Source organism: Parasphingorhabdus sp., from assembly GCF_059726685.1.
This window is the reverse complement of sequence record NZ_AP041068.1, coordinates 1,303,971-1,321,213: the sequence shown is the minus strand read 5'-3', so window position 1 is coordinate 1,321,213 and position 17,243 is coordinate 1,303,971. Positions and strand designations below refer to the sequence as shown.

Here is a 17,243-nt window from a genome sequence, read left to right as displayed (position 1 = left end):
TATCAGTTCACGCCCATTAATTCACGGACATCAGTAAGTTTCCCGGTAACCGCTGCCGCAGCGGCCATCGCAGGGGACATGAGATGGGTTCTGGCACCCGGCCCCTGGCGCCCAACGAAATTGCGATTGGAGGTGGAGGCGCAGCGTTCACCAGGAGGCACTTTGTCAGGGTTCATGCCTAGACAGGCCGAGCAGCCCGGTTCGCGCCATTCAAAGCCAGAAGCCGTGAAAATCTTGTCCAGCCCTTCGGCCTCCGCCTGAGCTTTGACGAGACCCGATCCGGGAACAACAATAGCCCATTTCACGCCCTCGGCTTTCTTTCGCCCGTCCAGCACTTTGGCCGCGGCGCGCAAATCCTCTATCCGGCTGTTGGTGCAGCTGCCGATGAATATATTTTCAACCGCCACATCACTTAACGCCTGACCGGAAGCCAGCCCCATATAGTCCAGTGACTTGCGTGCTGCATCCTGCTTCGACGGATCGGCAAAGCTTTCAGGCGCGGGAACATGGCCGGTCACCGGAATCACATCTTCCGGACTGGTTCCCCAGGTCACTGTCGGAGCGACATCGGCCGCGTTGATGGTCACGCTTTTGTCGAACCGGGCGCCCTCGTCGGACCGCAGCGTTTTCCAATAAGCGACGGCGGTGTCCCAATCAGCACCTCTCGGGGCCATCGGACGGCCTTTCAAATAAGCAAAGGTTTTTTCATCCGGGGCGATCAGTCCGGCGCGTGCACCGGCTTCGATCGACATGTTCGACACGGTCAACCGGCCTTCGATCGACATTTGCTCGAAAACTTCGCCGCGATACTCGATGACGTGGCCTGTTCCACCGGCCGCGCCAATCACGCCAATGATATGCAGAATCAGGTCTTTCGGACTGATACCGGGGCCAAGCAACCCCTCGACCCGTATTTCCATCGATTTGGAGCGGGATAGCTGCAACGTCTGGGTGGCAAGAACATGCTCGACTTCGCTGGTTCCGATGCCAAATGCTAGCGCTCCAAGCGCGCCATGCGCCGCCGTATGGCTATCGCCGCAAACCAACGTCGTACCAGGCAGCGTAAAGCCCTGCTCCGGACCGATAACATGAACAATGCCCTGCTCCCTGTCGCTGGCGCCAATATATTTGATGCCAAAGGCCGGCGCATTGGCTTCCAGTGCTTCCAGCTGAGCGGCGCTTTGCGGGTCGGCAATGGGTATCTTGTTGCCATTCGCATCAACCCGCGCCGTGGTTGGCAGATTATGATCGGGAACAGCCAGCGTAAGGTCTGGCCGGCGGACCGTGCGTCCCGCCTTCCGCAACCCCTCAAAAGCCTGCGGGCTCGTCACTTCATGGACCAGATGGCGGTCGATATAAATGAGCGCTGTGCCGTCATCGCGTTGATCCACGACATGCGCATTCCAGATTTTTTCGTAAAGTGTTTGGGGTCTGTCTTGTTCCATAATGTCCGTCGTTAGCGAGTAATTTACACGGCGAAAAGCCATTATAGCAGATAGGATGTCAGATACGGCACGAAGTCCGTCTTTCTTTATCGCACTGCGGCTTTATCCAGATCACATGAAGAAAGACAAATCTCTGGCAAACAATGAAAAAATGTCGGCCGCCAGTCGGCATCAGGCAGTAATTGGCCTGTCCCTGATTGCAGCGATATTGGGAACTTGGCTGGCCGTTCACGTCTATGCGATGTTTTTCTATCGAATTGACCATAACAACTGGTTCCTGATTCCGCTTATTTTTGCAGTGCAATGCTGGCTCTCGGTCGGCATGTTCATAGCCGCGCATGACGGCATGCATGGATCATTAGCGCCGGGCAAAAAGAGACTGAACGAGGGGATTGGCGCTTTCCTGCTGGCCTTCTATGCCGGTTTCGGCTGGCGCAAAATGCGCGATGCCCACTGGGACCATCATAAATATTCGGGCACCGCAAAGGATCCTGACTTTGACGCTGATAGTCCGGATCATTTCGGCCGCTGGTACATGACCTTCCTGAAACGCTATTTCGGCCTGTCATCGGCGCTATATGTTTCCACCATCGTAACAATCTACTGGCTTGTCTTTGACATTCCGATCGCAAATATCGTTCTGCTCTATGGATTGCCTGCCATTACCTCTTCCTTCCAGCTATTCTATTTCGGCACCTATCGTCCGCACCACCATTTTAAAAAACCGGATGCAACCGTGTTTACTGACGAACATAATGCGCGCAGTAGTGAATTTGGACCATTGGCATCTTTGCTCTCCTGTTTCCATTTTGGCTATCATCACGAGCATCATCTTTCGCCGAAAACCCCGTGGTGGGCTTTGCCAAAGCTTCGTCGATCCGGTATAGTTGCGCTGCACAGACATATGTCATCAGAAAAGAATAGTTTATGAGCATTTGGGCGATCAGCCTTATCGTTATTAGCACGGTCATCGCGATGGAATTTGTCGCCTGGGCGGCGCATAAATATATCATGCATGGCTGGGGTTGGGGCTGGCATCGTGACCATCATGAACCGCATGACAATATGCTGGAGAAAAATGACTATTTTGGCTTGGTAGGCGCGGCCATCGCCATTTCGCTATTTGCTATCGGTGCGCTCTATTCGGATGTGCTGTGGTGGATGGGCATGGGTGTTACGGCCTATGGTGTCATCTACACCCTGATCCATGATGGCCTGGTCCATCAACGTTACTTTAAATATGTCCCGAAACGCGGCTATGCCAAGCGGCTCGTGCAAGCCCATAAGCTGCATCACGCAACCATTGGCAAGGAAGGCGGCGTGAGCTTTGGTTTTGTTTTCGCCCGCGATCCGGCCAAGCTGAAGGCCGAGCTGAAAGCACAACGCAAAGCTGGGACAGCGGTTGTGCGGGATGCTTTAAGCTAGGAATGCCCAACTATCGATGCTTTGTTCATGGGGAAAATTACCCCGGAGAGCTTTTTGATATGCATGGTTTGGTGCGATTTTATACCAACCTTTATGTCAGAGCTCTGAATGCTGAGAAAGCTGAATATCTTGCGATGGATTCATTGCGGAATTCAGAGTTTTTCGAAGACTTTCAGAAATATGATGGGGACATCCCCGCCGTAGTAACGTTCGAAGAAATTGTAAGGATAGAAATGATGCCAAGATTCCGAGATCGAACACTTCATTCCTGTCCAATGGACGAACCCAATACAGCTTTCGCGAGACTGCAAAATCGATCTTCCCAAATCGCACTATCGAATAAGTTTCGACAGAAAAGAAAACTATGACTTGAAGGCCCTGCACCTCAACATCGTCAAACCAATCCCGGCAAAGATCATCGCGCTGCCGATGAAAAACCGCGTGTTCAGCGTTTCACCCAGCAGCAACACTCCGCCCAGCGCAGCAATGGCCGGCACCGAAAGCTGAGAGGCGGCGGCTGTGCTGACGGACAATCTCGGCAGGACGGCATACCAGGTAATATAGCCCAGCCCCGATGTGATGGTGCCCGAGATTATCGCCAACAGGATGCCGGTTGGTTGAACCTGTTCACTGCTGCCGAGCAACGGAATCAGGAGCGAGCACAACAATGCCGCGCCGACAAAATTCCGCGCTGTCGCAAGAGCAGGCTGCGCCGCGCCCTTGCCGGCCCAGCTATAGAAACCCCAAGAAATTCCCGCGAGCGCCATGATCAATCCGCCAACCAGTGGTGGCGCAGTATCTCCTGGTGCCAGAAAGACAGCTAATCCGGCAATGGCCAGCAACAAGCCGGCCCATTGGATAGCCGTCGGAAAGATACCGCGAAATATGCCGATCATCTGCAGGCTCAATTGCCCGGCCGGAAACAGGATCAGGGCTCCGATGGCGGCATCCAGGGACACATAGGCAAAGGAGAAACTGACAGCATAGAGGAAGAGTGCAACCGCCGGAACAATCGTATCGCGCCGCGGCAGAACCGCGTGGCCATGACGGAAACCCAATAGCAGCGCCAACAATATGGCGCCAGATATCAAGCGGATCGTAGTGAAGCTCGCCCAATCAATGGTGTTTTCGGCAAGTGCCGCGCGATTCAGCAAACTGTTACCGGCAAAGGCACACAGCGTCAGAACCAGTAAAAGCGCGGTTAGCCATCGCCCGCCAATATGGTCCGACGACTGATCAGCAGCAGCCACTAACCGGCAAGCGTAGGTACAACCGGTCCGCCCAGTTCAATCGCCTTTTTATAGCCTGCCCGTGCCATCATCCGCTTGCCATAATCCATCGTTGCCGGGCGATTGGCGAGCATACCCGCCGCCATGGCCAGCTCAACAACATACATGATATTGATATCAGCACCGGTGAAGCCGTCGCCAACCAGGAATTCACGATTGTCGATATGGTGCTCAACATAGTCGAGCAGTTTGACCACCTCGCCCTCGACGAAGGGTGCATAGCCCTCGCCCAGTCCGCCGAAACGCGGTGCGAGCATTTGCACGATCACAGGGTTGGCTAATGTGCCCTCGGCGAAATGCAGCCATTCTAGATACTCGGCCCGGTCTTTGGAACCCGGTGCCGGAGCCAGATTGCCATCGCCATATTGCTCCAGAATATACTCAATCACCGCCCCCGATTCCATCATCAGATGACCATCGATAATCACCGTCGGTGCCTTGGCCAACGGATGGATAGCGGCCAGATCGGCTTGCGCACGCATGGTTTCGGGATGCCTCTGATGCCGCACCATTTCATATTCCAGCCCGAGCTCTTCCAGCAGCCAGATGATACGGGTTGAACGGCTATATTCCAGATGGTGCAATGTGATCATGGCTGAGGCTCCTGTGGGGTTTGAACAGTTTCGCTATGCCAAAGCCTAGGGGCTGTCAAAAGCACAAACAACAAAAACAATGTCTGAGCGCACTGTATCTGCGCGCAACGCTGTCTCAGCCAGGCATCTAGTGTCCCACCACACCCAGACTTTCAAAGGGCCTGTCATTGTCGCTATATTTCTCGACCAAGGTCGCACTGGCTTCATTCAGGCCGATGAGCTCAACCGTCTTGCCTTCGTTCTGCAGGCGCTCGACAATTTTGTCGAGCATCCCCGTGGCCGAGATGTCCCAGAAATGCGCATCATGAACATCGATAATCACCGTATCAATGCCTTCTTCGTTAAACTCCATCGCTTCATAAAGCATATCGACCGAGCCGAAGAATATCTGGCCGCCAAAGACATAGCGATGCGTCGTGACTTCGACAAAATCCTGAATGGTAACAAGCTGACGCACTTTCCAGGCGAAGAATATGCCGGAGAGCAAAACGCCGGTTAACACGCCAATGGACAGGTCATGGGTCGCAACAACCATCACGACGGTCGCAATCATAACAAAATTTGATGGCCAAGGATGATGAGTAATTTCGGTAAAGCTTTTCCAGCGGAAGGTACTGATGGATACGAAGATCATCACTGCCACCAGCGCTGGCATCGGGATTTGCGCGACCAGCGGGCCAAGACCCACGATGAGAACCAAAAGCATCACACCGGCAACAAAGGTCGAAAGCCGCCGCCGACCGCCAGATTTAATATTGATGACAGACTGACCAATCATAGCACAGCCGCCCATGCCGCCAATCCAGCCGGTCACGAAATTGGCAATACCCTGACCATAGGTTTCACGCTTTTTGTCGCTGCGTGTCTCGGTCATGTCATCGACAATTGATGCAGTGAGTAATGATTCCAGCAGGCCAACCGCTGCCATCGCCAACGAATAAGGCGCAATGATTTGCAGTGTTTCCCAGGTTATCGGGATCTGCGGAATATGGATCCACGGCAGGCTATCGGGCAACTCACCCATATCGCCTACGGTTGAGACATCCACCCGGAAATAGATGCTGACCGCTGCAAGAACGATGATGGCAGCCAAGGGTGACGGGACCCAACTGGTCAGTTTTGGCAAGCCATAAATGATGGCAAGACCTGCAGCGACCATCGCATAGGTTTGCCATGTAAACGCTTCTCCAGTCAGTTGCGGCAATTGCGCCATGAAGATCAGAATCGCCAGCGCGTTGACAAAGCCGGTAATCACCGACCGCGAGACAAAACGCATCAACAAGTCTAATCGCAGCAAAGCCGCTATAGCCTGGAAAATACCCATCAAGATGGTTGCAGCGAACAGATATTCGACCCCATGATCGCGCACCAACGGTACGACCAACACCGCCACTGCCGCTGTCGCAGCGCTAATCATCCCGGGCCGACCGCCGATCATTGAAATGATCACGGCGATCGAGAAACTGGCATAGAGTCCGACACGAGGATCAACACCCGCGATAATCGCAAAGCCAATGGCCTCCGGGATCAGGGCAAGTGCTACCACCAGACCGGCCAAAAACTCGGTTTTCGGATTGGATAGCCAGTCGCGCTTGAAATCGCTGTGTATTGCCATGATTCGGTCCCCACCGATTGAAATGTCAGATTAAAATGCTGCAACGCAACATCATCAGGCGCGGCCATGGCCTATTGGCCTGCCACCGTCAAGCGAAGCGCCACTCTTTGCATCCGTTTCAGATCAAACGGCTATGCGAAAGTCTTCCGTCACCGTGGCTACTGCCGCAATTTCCTCTTCATGCTGGATTTCGCGCTGCGTTTCAGCAAGAGCCTCGGTCTCCCAAGCCTCCATCGCAGGATGGGATATGATGTGATCCACCCATGCCCGGCCTTTTGCGCCGATATCAAGGTCATAAGTCCGCACACGATAGGCAACCGGCGCATAAAAAGCATCAACAGCAGAAAAACTGTCCCCGGCCAGCCACGGTCCGCCAAAGCTGCCCAGACCTTCGGCAAATAGCTCGCCAATCCGATCGACATTGCGCTGCAGCGGCGCATCGATTTCATGTAACCTGGCCCGTACACCGACATTCATCGGGCAAATATTACGCAGTGGTGCGAAACCGCCATGCATTTCGGCTGTCGCACAACGGGCCCAAGTTCGGGCTTTTTCGTCTCCCGGCCAGACATCCTCATGCCGTTCGGCAAGATATTCCATGATGGCGAGTGAATCCCAAATCGTGCGGTCACCATCCTTCAGACAGGGAACCTGCGCATTGGGAGCAAAGGTCCGAAAGCGCTCGTAATTGTCTTTTTCAAAATAGATAATGTCGTCTTTGAACGGGATATCAAGCGCCTTCATCAATATCCACGGGCGCAGAGACCAGCTCGAATAATTGCGGTTTGCGGTGATCAGCGTGTAACTCATAAAATTTCCTTCGGGCTGACATAGCCAGGGTCATGATGAAACGGCATCCCGCGGCCTTCTGCCAGAGCCCTCAATATGCTGGCGAAATCAGTCTTTCCTCTAAATCCAAGAAGCCGCTCTGCTTTACCCGGATCATAAATACGGTCAATATGGTCCGGTAACACCCAGCCGTTTTTCTTGTACAAGGCTTGGGCTTCGGGAAAATAGCGTGCGATAACGGACGGCGCATCTTCAATCAGTTGCTTGCAATCTTCACGGGCAAATGGCGTCGGCGCTGACAATATGAACGTCTCGAACCCCAGATCAGCAATGACATCCAATGCCGCTATATGCGCCTGAGCGGCATCCTCAACAGTCAATCGCCGATTTAAAAATTCATTGGCTTTCAGATTGGGGCCACTTGGCACTTCAAGCGTGTCATCGTCCTCCGGGAAAAATCGCCCGGTACGCAAGACCGCGACATTGATACCGTGCAGCTTGTGATAGAGGCGGCATAAATGCTCCGCCGATATTTTGGTCACGCCATAAATATTACGCGGTTTGAGCGGGCCGAATTCTTCGTCCAGCCAAAAGGCCTTTTCGGCCCCGCCCGCACGGCCAGCACGAACAGTCTCGGAAATCATCAGAGATGTCGTTGACGTAAAAATAAACCGATCATGACCAGCCTGCACCGCCGCTTCCAAGAGGTTCAGCGTTCCCGTCACATTGACATCAACAAAGGCGCTGTTCGGGTATCGGACAATATCAGGTTTATGCAGCGCACCCGCATGGATCACTGCCTCAATGCCATGATCGCTGAAAGTCTTGTCGATCAGAGATCGATCTGCCACCGAACCAACGACATCGGTGTGTTCTCCGGGCGCAACATCCAGGCCGACCACTGTGTGACCGATGGCTTCAAGCTTCGGTGTCAGAAACCTGCCCAACCAACCCGATGAGCCGGTCAGCAGCAGCCTCATCAGGCGCCTCCAATCAGTTCGCGCCCGATCAACATGCGGCGGATTTCATTGGTTCCTGCGCCGATGTCGAGCAATTTGGAATCGCGCCAGTAGCGTTCCACCGGCCAGTCGGTTGTGTAACCGGCTCCGCCAAGCGCCTGCACTGATTCCTCGGCCACCCGAACGCTGCTTTCTGATGCATACATGACAGCCCCCGCGGCATCGAAACGGGTTGTCTGATTTGCGTCACAGGCCTTATTCACGGCGTAGACATAGGACCGCGCACTGTTCAGCCGGACATACATGTCGGCAATCTTGCCCTGCATCAGCTGGAACGTGCCAATGGGTTTGCCAAATTGCTTGCGCTCGCGGACGTAGGGAATGACCGTATCGAGACAGGCTTGCATCAGACCCAATGGAATTGCAGCGAGCACCGCGCGCTCATAATCAAGGCCGGACATGAGTACGCCGACACCGCCGTTAATCGGCCCCATGACATTTTCTTCCGGCACTTCACAATCGTCAAACACCAGTTCAGCTGTCGGGCTACCCTTCATCCCGACTTTCTCGATTTTCTGGCCGATGGAAAAGCCCTTCATGCCCTTTTCGATCAGGAAAGCGGTAATACCACCAGACCCGGCATCAGGCCGTGTCTTGCCATAAACCACCAATGTATCCGCATCGGTTGAGTTTGTGATCCAGAACTTGGTGCCATTCAATATATAGCCGCCCTGCACCGCATCGGCCTTGAGTTTCATCGAAACCACATCCGATCCCGCACCGGCTTCCGACATGGCGAGTGATCCGACATGTTCTCCGGAAATCAGTTTTGGCAGATATTTCGCTTTCTGCTCTGGCGATGCCCACCGGCGGATCTGATTGACGCACAGATTGCTATGCGCACCATAGGATAGTCCGAGCGCGGCACTTCCGCGGCTTACTTCTTCAACCGCTATGGCGTGCTCCAGATATCCCAGACCCAACCCGCCATCTTCTTCCTCTACGGTTACACCATGCAGGCCAAGCTCTCCCATCTGTTCCCAAAGCTCGCGCGGGAACCAGTCGTCCCGGTCCATTTTCTGGGCCAGCGGGCTGATCTTCTCATCGGCAAAGCGCCGTGTCGTATCGCGAATTTGATCCGCCATTTCACCAAGCTGGAAATCAAAATCAGGGGTAGCAATCATATCGTCCTCAACTTTCTGGGACGCGCATATCATATTTGGTTGCTACTGCGACCAAAATTTGCAGCAAAATTTTACGGCGGAATCTGGTGCGCAGAGGATTGCCGTTCCTGTCCAGCAATGCCATAGCCGCGGCCATGCTCTATGATCTCGCCCGCCCATTTATTTTCGCTCTCGAAGCGGAGAAAGCCCACGGCCTCACCATTGCCGGGCTGAAAGCCCTGCCCTTGGGACCTGCGCCCAAATCCGACCGGGTTTTAGCCACAACCGTCGCGGGACTGGATTTTACCAATCCCATCGGCATGGCGCCCGGCTTTGACAAAAATGGCGAAGTGCCGGACACGCTGATCCGCATGGGCTTTGGCTATGCAGAGGTTGGCACGCTCACGCCCCGTGCGCAGCCGGGCAATCCCAAGCCGCGAATATTCCGATTGCCAGAGGATAAGGCGGTCATCAACCGGTTGGGATTTAACAATGAGGGTCAGGAAGAAGCCGCACCCCGTCTCAAGCGGATGCGTAATCGGATGGGCAAAGGCGTCCTCGGCATCAATATTGGCGCGAACAAGGACAGTGATGATCGTATTGCCGACTATGTCATCGGCGTTAAAAATTTGGCGCCACTGGCGGATTACCTGACCGTCAATATTTCCTCTCCCAATACGCCCGGCCTGCGCGCTTTGCAGGACAAGGGCGCACTGGAAGAATTACTGGCAGCGGTCATGCAAGCGCGTGGTGATCACAAAGTGCCGGTGTTCCTCAAAGTAGCTCCCGATCTGGAACCAGCCGATATCGATGACATTGTCGATGTCACCATGAAGCAGAAGATTGATGCGCTTATCGTTTCAAATACAACGATAACGCGACCCAGTCTGCAATCGGGCAATCAGGATGAAACCGGTGGTCTGTCTGGCGCGCCGCTAAAGGATCTTGCACTGCAACGCCTTAAGGATTTTCGCAAGGCGAGTGGCGGTGAGATTCCGCTCATCGGCGTAGGTGGCATCGCCAATGCAGAGGATGCTTATGAACGTATTCGTGCGGGCGCTTCGCTTATCCAGCTTTACACCGCGATGATATATGAGGGCCCAACCATGGCGCGCGCAATGAGCTGTGGACTGGCTAAACGGTTAAAGCGCGACGGATTTCTATCCGTTTCCGAGGCCGTAGGAGTTGACGACAAATGATTTGCCAAACGGACAAGCCATCCATAAAACTTGCCGCCATGAAAAAACTCCTGACTTTGCTCGCTTTTTTCCTGATCACTCCACTCGCTGTTCCAGCCAGTGCGCAAAATGCCGGCACCGCCGCATCAGCCCATCCGGAGGCCACCAAAGCCGGGTTTGAGATGCTGCAAGCAGGCGGCTCTGCAACCGATGCCGCCATGGCGATGATGCTGGCGCTCACTGTTGTCGAGCCGCAATCGAGCGGCATTGGCGGCGGTGGTTTTCTGCTTCACCACGACGGCAAAAGCGGTTGGATGGAAACAATTGATGGGCGCGAAATGGCTCCTGCCGCTGCTGCCTCGGATCGTTTTCTTGGCGAAGATGGCAAGCCGCTGGGATGGCGTGACGCAACGCCGGGCGGGAAATCCGTAGGCGTGCCCGGTAACATGCGGCTGATGGAAATGGCGCATAAGAAATGGGGCAAGCTGCCTTGGGGGAAACTGTTTGAGCCCGCAATCAGGCTTGCCGAAGAGGGCTATGCTGTAAGCGCACCGCAATATGACTGGATGAAGCGGCTCGAAAAACTCTGGGTGAAATTCCCCGACATGCAAAAGCTGTACTGGCGTGATGGTGCCCCTGCTCCGCGCGGGACGATCATTAAAAATCCTGAGCTCGGTCAATTGCTCCGCGAACTTCAGGCCGGCGGAGCCGAGGCTTTTTATTCAGGTGAGACGGTGGCCGCGATTTCGGCGGCAGTTGGCAATGCTCCGCAAAACTCGTCGGTGCTGACACAGCAGGATTTTGATAATTACAGCGCAATTTTAAGACAACCAGTCTGCTCCACCTATCGCGAATATCGGATTTGCGGCATGGGCCCGCCATCCTCGGGAGCGACAACAGTTCTTCAAATATTAGGCTCCATCGAGCGATTTGACATGGGTGCGCTCTATGAAAAAGAACCGGCGCGCGCATGGCATGTCATCGGCGAAGCGATGCGGCTCGCTTATGCGGATCGCGAAAAATATCTGGCGGATCAGGATTTTGTGTCGGTTCCGGTCGCTGGCCTGATTGACAAGAATTATTTGGCAAAACGTTCACAGATGATCGCATTGCAGCGTACGCGGCCCCAATTTCCGGGGATAGAAACCTATCCTGCAGGAAATCCACCTGGCGCTTCGCCTCGTACGGCCGCTATTTCATCGGAAGTTGCTGGAACAACCCATTTCACTGCCGTCGATGGTGAAGGCAATATTGCCAACATGACATCCACAGTCGAAGGGCCGTTTGGCAGCCAATTGCTGGCCCGCGGAATGGTGCTCAACAACGAACTCACGGACTTCACATTCGCACCGGAAAAAGATGGAGCACCTGTTGCAAACAGGGTGCAGGCAGGCAAACGCCCCCTTTCCTCCATGTCGCCGACAATTGTTTATGATGCCAAAGGACAACCTATTCTCGCCTTGGGTTCGGCGGGCGGCAAGCGCATCATCATGCATGTTACCAAAACCTTGATCGGCGTGTTGGATTACGGATTGCCGCTGAAAGATGCCATGGCGATGCCCAATATCTATTTCGGCGGCTCGGGACTGCTGATTGAAAATGACAGTGATCTGATTGCCTTGCGAAATGACTTGGCTCGCCTCGGTCACACGGTAGTCACCAACAACCTGCCTTCAAAGCTTGCTGGCGCGCAGAAAACCGACAAGGGCTGGGTCGGCGCAGTTGATCCGCGTAGCACCGGTGAAGCGGTTAGCGAGTTGCCTTGAGGGAGACAATTCCCGTCTCTATGTTGGAAACCATTGCCCGAAACTTTTATCCACGCTAGCCTACAGCCATGATTGGGGGCTGCCCGTTATTGGGATTGGCCGCGCGAGAGGGTGAATAGAGTGTCGGCAAAAAAAGCGAGCAACCGCTATCTTGAATTTGATGGTTTTTCCAACCTTGTTTCCATGTTTTTTCAACGCGCCAGCGAAGGCGGTGACAAGCCGTTCTTAAGCGCGAAAATAGATGGGGAATGGCGCGCAATCAGTTGGGCGGAAGCGGCGAGACAAGTGGCGGCACTGGCCAAATCATTCCAGAAACTCGGTTTAAAACCAGGCGACCGCATCATGCTGGTGGCCGATAATTGCCCGCAATGGTGCATTGCCGATCTGGCAATCATGGCGGCAAAATGTATTACCGTCCCGACCTACACGACCAACACGCCAAACGACCACCAGCATATATTGGACAATAGCGGTGCGAAAGCGGTGATTGTCTCCGATCAGAAACTGGCGCAAAACCTGATACCTCCCGTTATAAAATCTGCAGATGCCGATATTGTAATTGGCATGTCAGACCTGCGCATCGGCCAGTCGGGTGATTTTTCCATTCATCAGTGGAACAAGCTGATTGAAGGCACGGACGAGGATGTTGCTGAAATAAGCGCTGATGCCGCCGACATAAAACGGGATGATGTTGCCTGTATCATCTATACGAGCGGCACAGGCGGCAAGCCCCGCGGCGTGATGCAGCCGCACGGTGCAATCCTGCACAATGTCAAAGGGCCGGCAGAAGTCATCGAAAATGATTTTGGATGGGATGACGAGGTATTCCTGTCATTCCTTCCCCTAAGCCATGCCTATGAACACAGCGCCGGACAGTTTTTCCCAATCGGCCTGGGCGCGGAAATCTATTATTCCGAGGGGCTCGAAAAGCTTGCCTCCAACATTGAGGAAGTCCGGCCAACCATAATGGTCGTGGTTCCGCGCTTGTTCGAGGTGTTACGCCAACGACTGATAAAAACGGTCGAAAAACAGGGCAAGATGCCGAATTATCTGCTCGGCAAGGCATTGGCTATGGGCGAACGAGTGGCCAGCGGCAAAAAGCGCAAGCGTGACAAGCCGATGGATATTTTCCTGAACAAGACGCTCCGTCCAAAGGTCCAAAAACGCTTTGGCGGGCGGATCAAGGCGATGGTATCAGGCGGGGCGCCACTTAACCCAGATATCGGCGTGTTTTTCCAGTCATTGGGGCTGACCTTGTTGCAAGGCTATGGCCAGACCGAATCTGGCCCGATTATTTCCTGTAACCGGCCACGCACCGGCCTGAAAATGGATACGGTCGGCCCACCGATGATCGATACGGAAGTCAGGATTGCCGATGACGGCGAAATATTGGTTCGCGGCGAACTGGTCATGAAGGGCTATTGGCGCAATCAGGCAGAAACGGACCGCGTCATTATCGATGGATGGCTGCACACCGGCGACATTGGATTGATCGACGAAGCAGGGCGGGTTGCGATAACCGATCGCAAGAAGGACCTGATCGTCAATGACAAGGGTGAAAATGTCGCACCCCAGAAACTTGAAGGTATGCTGACCCTGCAACCGGAAATATTACAGGCGATGATCGTTGGTGACAAGCGCCCCTACATGGTCGGGCTCATTGTACCTGATCCGGAATGGGCACTGGAATGGTCCCGCAAGGAAGGCATGGCCTATGACTTCCTAAAACTGCAGGCCAATCCAGCCTTCAAATCTGCGGTGAGCAAAGCGGTTGACCGGGTGAACAAAAACCTGACGGTGACCGAAAAGGTCCGCCGTTTCGAGTTTGCCGATGAACCTTTTGCAATCGAAAACGAAGAACTGACGCCGAGTATGAAGATCCGGCGCCATATCATTCGCGAACGCTATCAAGAGCGATTAAACGCGCTTTACAAAAAATAAGTGCGTCAGTTGCTCTAAGAAATCAGCTTTCAGTCTTGGTATAAGGTACGAACGAACCGAAAGAACAGCTGTCCACAAATGTCCCGGTTACCAAATCTTTGACCTGAGCGATTTCACCGCGACATAAGTTGCTGGAAAACTTGCGTGTGACCAGCGTGTTGCGATCAACATCGCGGCATCCGCCATGAGGTTCGTTTACATACAAGGTCTTGGCGTTCCGCGACCGGCTGTAGACAAGATACTTATCACCGACGACCCGAAGATTATCCTGGTCGATCCGGCTAATACAGCTTACCGGCTTGCCGGCCGTTCTCCCGGCGACAATCTTGTCAAATTTGGTCTGATCTTTTTCGCTGAGCTTGATTTCAGAGGTACCACTATGTGCAGCCGGCGCCGCGAGCATTATCGCCAGAGGTAATGTGAAGATCATTTTACGCATAACTATTCTCCTTCGATGTCCCCCATCGATGAAATAGTGTATCATACATTGCCGGGATTCTGAAATCCGTAAAATTTCCTATTCAGAAATTATCCTTGGCGGTGCGCCGATCCGCCAATTGCTCCGCCGAAACCGCACGCATGAATGGATTGGTGGCCGCTTCCAATGCGATCGTCGTCGGGACAGTGGCTTCACCCTTTGCACGGGCAGCCAACACTGAATCCATACGCTCTTTAAGTGCCTGATTATCCGGTTCTGCCACCAGGGCATATTCACCATTGGCCTGCGTATATTCATGCGCACAATAGACCTGTGTATCACCCGGCAATTTCGACAGTCTCTGCATATTATCAAACATTTGCGCGGCCGTTCCTTCGAACAATCGTCCGCATCCCATCGCAAACAGCGTATCCCCGACAAAAACGACTTTCTCGTCGGCAGCATGAAAAGCTATATGGCCTGCCGTATGCGCCGGCACATCTATGACATCCGCCACGACACTGCCCAAACGAACCTGATCACCCTCTTTCACCAACCTATCCAGGGTTGGAATGCGGTCTTTTTCCGCTTGCGGACCGGTAATATGACAACCGGTGGCTTCCTTGATCTCGGCATTGCCGCCGGTATGATCCGGGTGCCAGTGGGTGTTCCATATCTGGGTGATTTTCCAGCCGCGCGCATCTGCTTCAGCAAGGACAGGCCCGGCGACCGCCGGGTCGACTACCATGGTTTCCTTGGACTGTGGTTCATGGACCAGCCAGACATAATTGTCGGACAAAACGGGAATACGGATGATTTCAAGCATAGGTAGCAAATTACCTTTTTTCCCCAATCTTGTCGATAGTTAACTGGCCGCTAACCCTTTTACACTAAGGCCCGTAACCTGATTACCGGTGTTTTCGGAGAGGAAGCCAGTTGCGCATTTGGGTTATATTTCTGGCATTTATAAGCCTGTGCGCTCCCGCGAGCGCAAATGTTTCCCTCGCCGATGAGCTGTGCACTTTCGGCACTGGCCTCGATGGCAAGATTTCCGAAGTTGTCGCAAAAAGCGACCAATTTGACTGCTCCGACAACAAATATGATTTCGCCGGGTCAAGGTTATGGGTCAAAGTCCCCTTCCAGGCAAATTCACTCCCTGCGGGCGCTGTCGAGGTGCAAGGTGACAATAACGGTCTAAGCGCCATGGCAGTGCATTCCGTTTTGACCGACGGCACGATCAAGTCCGCTTATTTCTCTGAACAGCAGGTGATCGATAGCTGGCGTCCGAAGGGCCATTATGGCCTGCCGATTCCGGGATCTGAGGATCCCGCAACGCGCAGCCAGATCGAAACGGTTTACCTTTCACTAGATAATCCGCGCGTGGCCAGTTCGATTACGTTGATGCAGTTGGCGTCGAAGAAAAGATGGGATGACCTCAAACTGCCGCTATCGGCCATGTTTGCTCTTCTGTGCGGCATGGCGATCATGCCTTTTTTCTACAATGTCTTTTTCTATGGTGCCCTGAGACATAGCTTCATGCTGTGGCACAGTGTCATGATACTGGGAACGGTGGTTTATACGTTCAGTTCTTCCGGTTTAATCTTCCTGGCTTTCCCCGAAACAAGCCTGACGATGAAGTTTCTGCTGAACTATTGGACCCTGGCAATTGCAATCGCCGCCAGCGGGTTTTTCCTTGATCGGTTTGTGGAACCCGGGAAAATTGCGGGATGGCTGCGTCCAATCCTTCTGTCGACGGCTGTTCTACCAGTTTTTGTGACCGCCTATATTTTCCAAACTACCGACGGATATGAAACCCAGACTCGCAATTTCTACCACGCCTCTTTCGTCCCTTATTTGCTCGTCGTCCTTTATACGATGGTTCATGCCCTGCGTCGCGGTAGCAAGGCTATCTGGTTTCAGATAGCGGCCTGGACACCGATTATCGGGTTCAGTTTCGACCGCATTGCCCGCGGTATGGACCTCTATATCGGGATCCACGAGCTTGATTATGGGCTCTATTTCGTCTTGGTATTGGAAACTATCATATTGGCTTTTGGTGTCGCCAACCGGATCATGAGACTGCGGCGCAGGCATGAGCATACGCTGAAGGAACAGGTTGAACTGACCCTGCTCGCCGATACAGACGGCCTGACAGCGATCAGCAACCGCCGCGCCCTGGAAAAAGCGTTCACGCGAAACATGGTCGATCGGAAATATAGCCATCTGGCGATTTTGGACATCGACTTTTTCAAGCAGGTCAACGATCAATATGGCCACGAGACCGGGGACGAAGTGCTCCGCGTAGTCGGCAGGGAACTCGGTCAAACGCGTCATTTCGCCGCGCGGATTGGCGGTGAGGAATTTGCCCTGCTGATGAAACCCGACGAGCGCGGCAGCCGCAAAAGTAATCCTGCCGCGGAAATGACCAGGATTTGCGAGGTGCTCATTCGAGCAGTCTATGAGAATGTTCGTGAAATCAAACAGCCCGTCACATTTTCCGTTGGCATAACCGCGATACCAAAACGAACGTCCTTGCGGGCGGTGATGTCAACCGCTGACAAACGCCTCTATGATGCCAAGAATAATGGCCGCAACCAGGTCGTCAGCTTTGACCTTTCCAACCTTGACCCAAGACCGGGATCAAGCGTGGTGGTTGGTTAGC

The 17,243-nt window shown here is 53.7% G+C and carries 15 protein-coding genes; 6 read left to right on the top strand and 9 right to left on the bottom strand.

What is annotated here, in order from left to right; genetic code table 11:
- Nucleotides 1-2 precede the first annotated feature (2 nt).
- Entirely contained in the window at nucleotides 3-1,445 is a 1,443-nt protein-coding gene (gene leuC / locus AC6I9Z_RS06555) for a 3-isopropylmalate dehydratase large subunit (RefSeq protein WP_461454493.1), read from the bottom strand.
- Nucleotides 1,446-1,500: 55 nt separating this feature from the next.
- On the opposite strand from leuC, the gene AC6I9Z_RS06550 reads away from it, so the two are divergent.
- Together AC6I9Z_RS06550 and AC6I9Z_RS06545 are read left to right on the top strand one after the other, a co-directional pair.
- Nucleotides 1,501-2,376 carry a fatty acid desaturase gene (locus AC6I9Z_RS06550; RefSeq protein ID WP_461454491.1) on the top strand — a complete coding sequence of 292 codons (876 nt, stop codon included), beginning with the start codon at nucleotides 1,501-1,503 and terminating at the stop codon, nucleotides 2,374-2,376.
- The gene (locus AC6I9Z_RS06545; RefSeq protein WP_461454489.1) at nucleotides 2,373-2,870 is read left to right on the top strand and encodes a sterol desaturase family protein; all 498 of its coding nucleotides are present in this window, start codon (nucleotides 2,373-2,375) and stop codon (nucleotides 2,868-2,870) included. Before AC6I9Z_RS06550 ends, AC6I9Z_RS06545 begins: the two co-directional genes overlap by 4 nt.
- 362 nt (nucleotides 2,871-3,232) lie before the next feature.
- On the opposite strand, the gene AC6I9Z_RS06540 is transcribed toward AC6I9Z_RS06545, so the two are convergent.
- The 6 genes from AC6I9Z_RS06540 to AC6I9Z_RS06515 form a co-directional block, all read right to left on the bottom strand.
- Nucleotides 3,233-4,120: a DMT family transporter gene (locus AC6I9Z_RS06540; protein ID WP_461454487.1), complete on the bottom strand. Its 888-nt coding sequence runs from the start codon at nucleotides 4,118-4,120 to the stop codon at nucleotides 3,233-3,235.
- Nucleotides 4,120-4,752, bottom strand: a complete 633-nt coding sequence (locus AC6I9Z_RS06535) for a glutathione S-transferase family protein (protein ID WP_461454485.1) — start codon at nucleotides 4,750-4,752, stop codon at nucleotides 4,120-4,122. The genes AC6I9Z_RS06540 and AC6I9Z_RS06535 overlap by 1 nt, the downstream gene beginning before the upstream one ends.
- A gap of 127 nt (nucleotides 4,753-4,879) precedes the next feature.
- Nucleotides 4,880-6,367: a SulP family inorganic anion transporter gene (locus AC6I9Z_RS06530; RefSeq protein ID WP_461454483.1), complete on the bottom strand. Its 1,488-nt coding sequence runs from the start codon at nucleotides 6,365-6,367 to the stop codon at nucleotides 4,880-4,882.
- A gap of 123 nt (nucleotides 6,368-6,490) precedes the next feature.
- Nucleotides 6,491-7,177, bottom strand: coding sequence for a glutathione S-transferase family protein (locus AC6I9Z_RS06525; protein WP_461454481.1), 687 nt, complete (start codon nucleotides 7,175-7,177; stop codon nucleotides 6,491-6,493).
- Nucleotides 7,174-8,136: an NAD-dependent epimerase/dehydratase family protein gene (locus tag AC6I9Z_RS06520; RefSeq protein ID WP_461454479.1), complete on the bottom strand. Its 963-nt coding sequence runs from the start codon at nucleotides 8,134-8,136 to the stop codon at nucleotides 7,174-7,176. Before AC6I9Z_RS06520 ends, AC6I9Z_RS06525 begins: the two co-directional genes overlap by 4 nt.
- On the bottom strand, nucleotides 8,136-9,299 hold the full coding sequence (locus AC6I9Z_RS06515; protein ID WP_461454477.1) for an isovaleryl-CoA dehydrogenase: 1,164 nt from the start codon (nucleotides 9,297-9,299) through the stop codon (nucleotides 8,136-8,138). Before AC6I9Z_RS06515 ends, AC6I9Z_RS06520 begins: the two co-directional genes overlap by 1 nt.
- Nucleotides 9,300-9,433: 134 nt before the next feature.
- Here AC6I9Z_RS06515 and AC6I9Z_RS06510 point away from each other — a divergent pair, with 134 nt between their 5' ends.
- The 3 genes from AC6I9Z_RS06510 to AC6I9Z_RS06500 all read left to right on the top strand — a co-directional run bounded on the left by AC6I9Z_RS06510 (nucleotide 9,434) and on the right by AC6I9Z_RS06500 (nucleotide 14,163).
- Nucleotides 9,434-10,477 (top strand): quinone-dependent dihydroorotate dehydrogenase, encoded by a 1,044-nt coding sequence (locus AC6I9Z_RS06510; protein ID WP_461456865.1) that lies wholly within the window; start codon nucleotides 9,434-9,436, stop codon nucleotides 10,475-10,477.
- Entirely contained in the window at nucleotides 10,474-12,222 is a 1,749-nt protein-coding gene (gene ggt, locus AC6I9Z_RS06505) for a gamma-glutamyltransferase (protein ID WP_461454475.1), read from the top strand. Before AC6I9Z_RS06510 ends, ggt begins: the two co-directional genes overlap by 4 nt.
- Nucleotides 12,223-12,405: 183 nt before the next feature.
- On the top strand, nucleotides 12,406-14,163 hold the full coding sequence (locus AC6I9Z_RS06500) for an AMP-dependent synthetase/ligase (RefSeq protein WP_461456864.1): 1,758 nt from the start codon (nucleotides 12,406-12,408) through the stop codon (nucleotides 14,161-14,163).
- A 22-nt stretch (nucleotides 14,164-14,185) separates the two neighbouring features.
- On the opposite strand, the gene AC6I9Z_RS06495 is transcribed toward AC6I9Z_RS06500, so the two are convergent.
- Together AC6I9Z_RS06495 and gloB are read right to left on the bottom strand one after the other, a co-directional pair.
- Complete coding sequence (locus AC6I9Z_RS06495; protein ID WP_109355327.1) at nucleotides 14,186-14,602, bottom strand: hypothetical protein; 417 nt, start codon at nucleotides 14,600-14,602, stop codon at nucleotides 14,186-14,188.
- 82 nt (nucleotides 14,603-14,684) lie between these two features.
- The gene (gene gloB / locus AC6I9Z_RS06490; protein WP_461454473.1) at nucleotides 14,685-15,407 is read right to left on the bottom strand and encodes a hydroxyacylglutathione hydrolase; all 723 of its coding nucleotides are present in this window, start codon (nucleotides 15,405-15,407) and stop codon (nucleotides 14,685-14,687) included.
- Nucleotides 15,408-15,517: 110 nt separating this feature from the next.
- Between gloB and AC6I9Z_RS06485 the strand changes: the two genes are divergently transcribed.
- Nucleotides 15,518-17,242: a sensor domain-containing diguanylate cyclase gene (locus AC6I9Z_RS06485; RefSeq protein WP_461454471.1), complete on the top strand. Its 1,725-nt coding sequence runs from the start codon at nucleotides 15,518-15,520 to the stop codon at nucleotides 17,240-17,242.
- The last annotated feature ends 1 nt before the right edge of the window (nucleotide 17,243 follow it).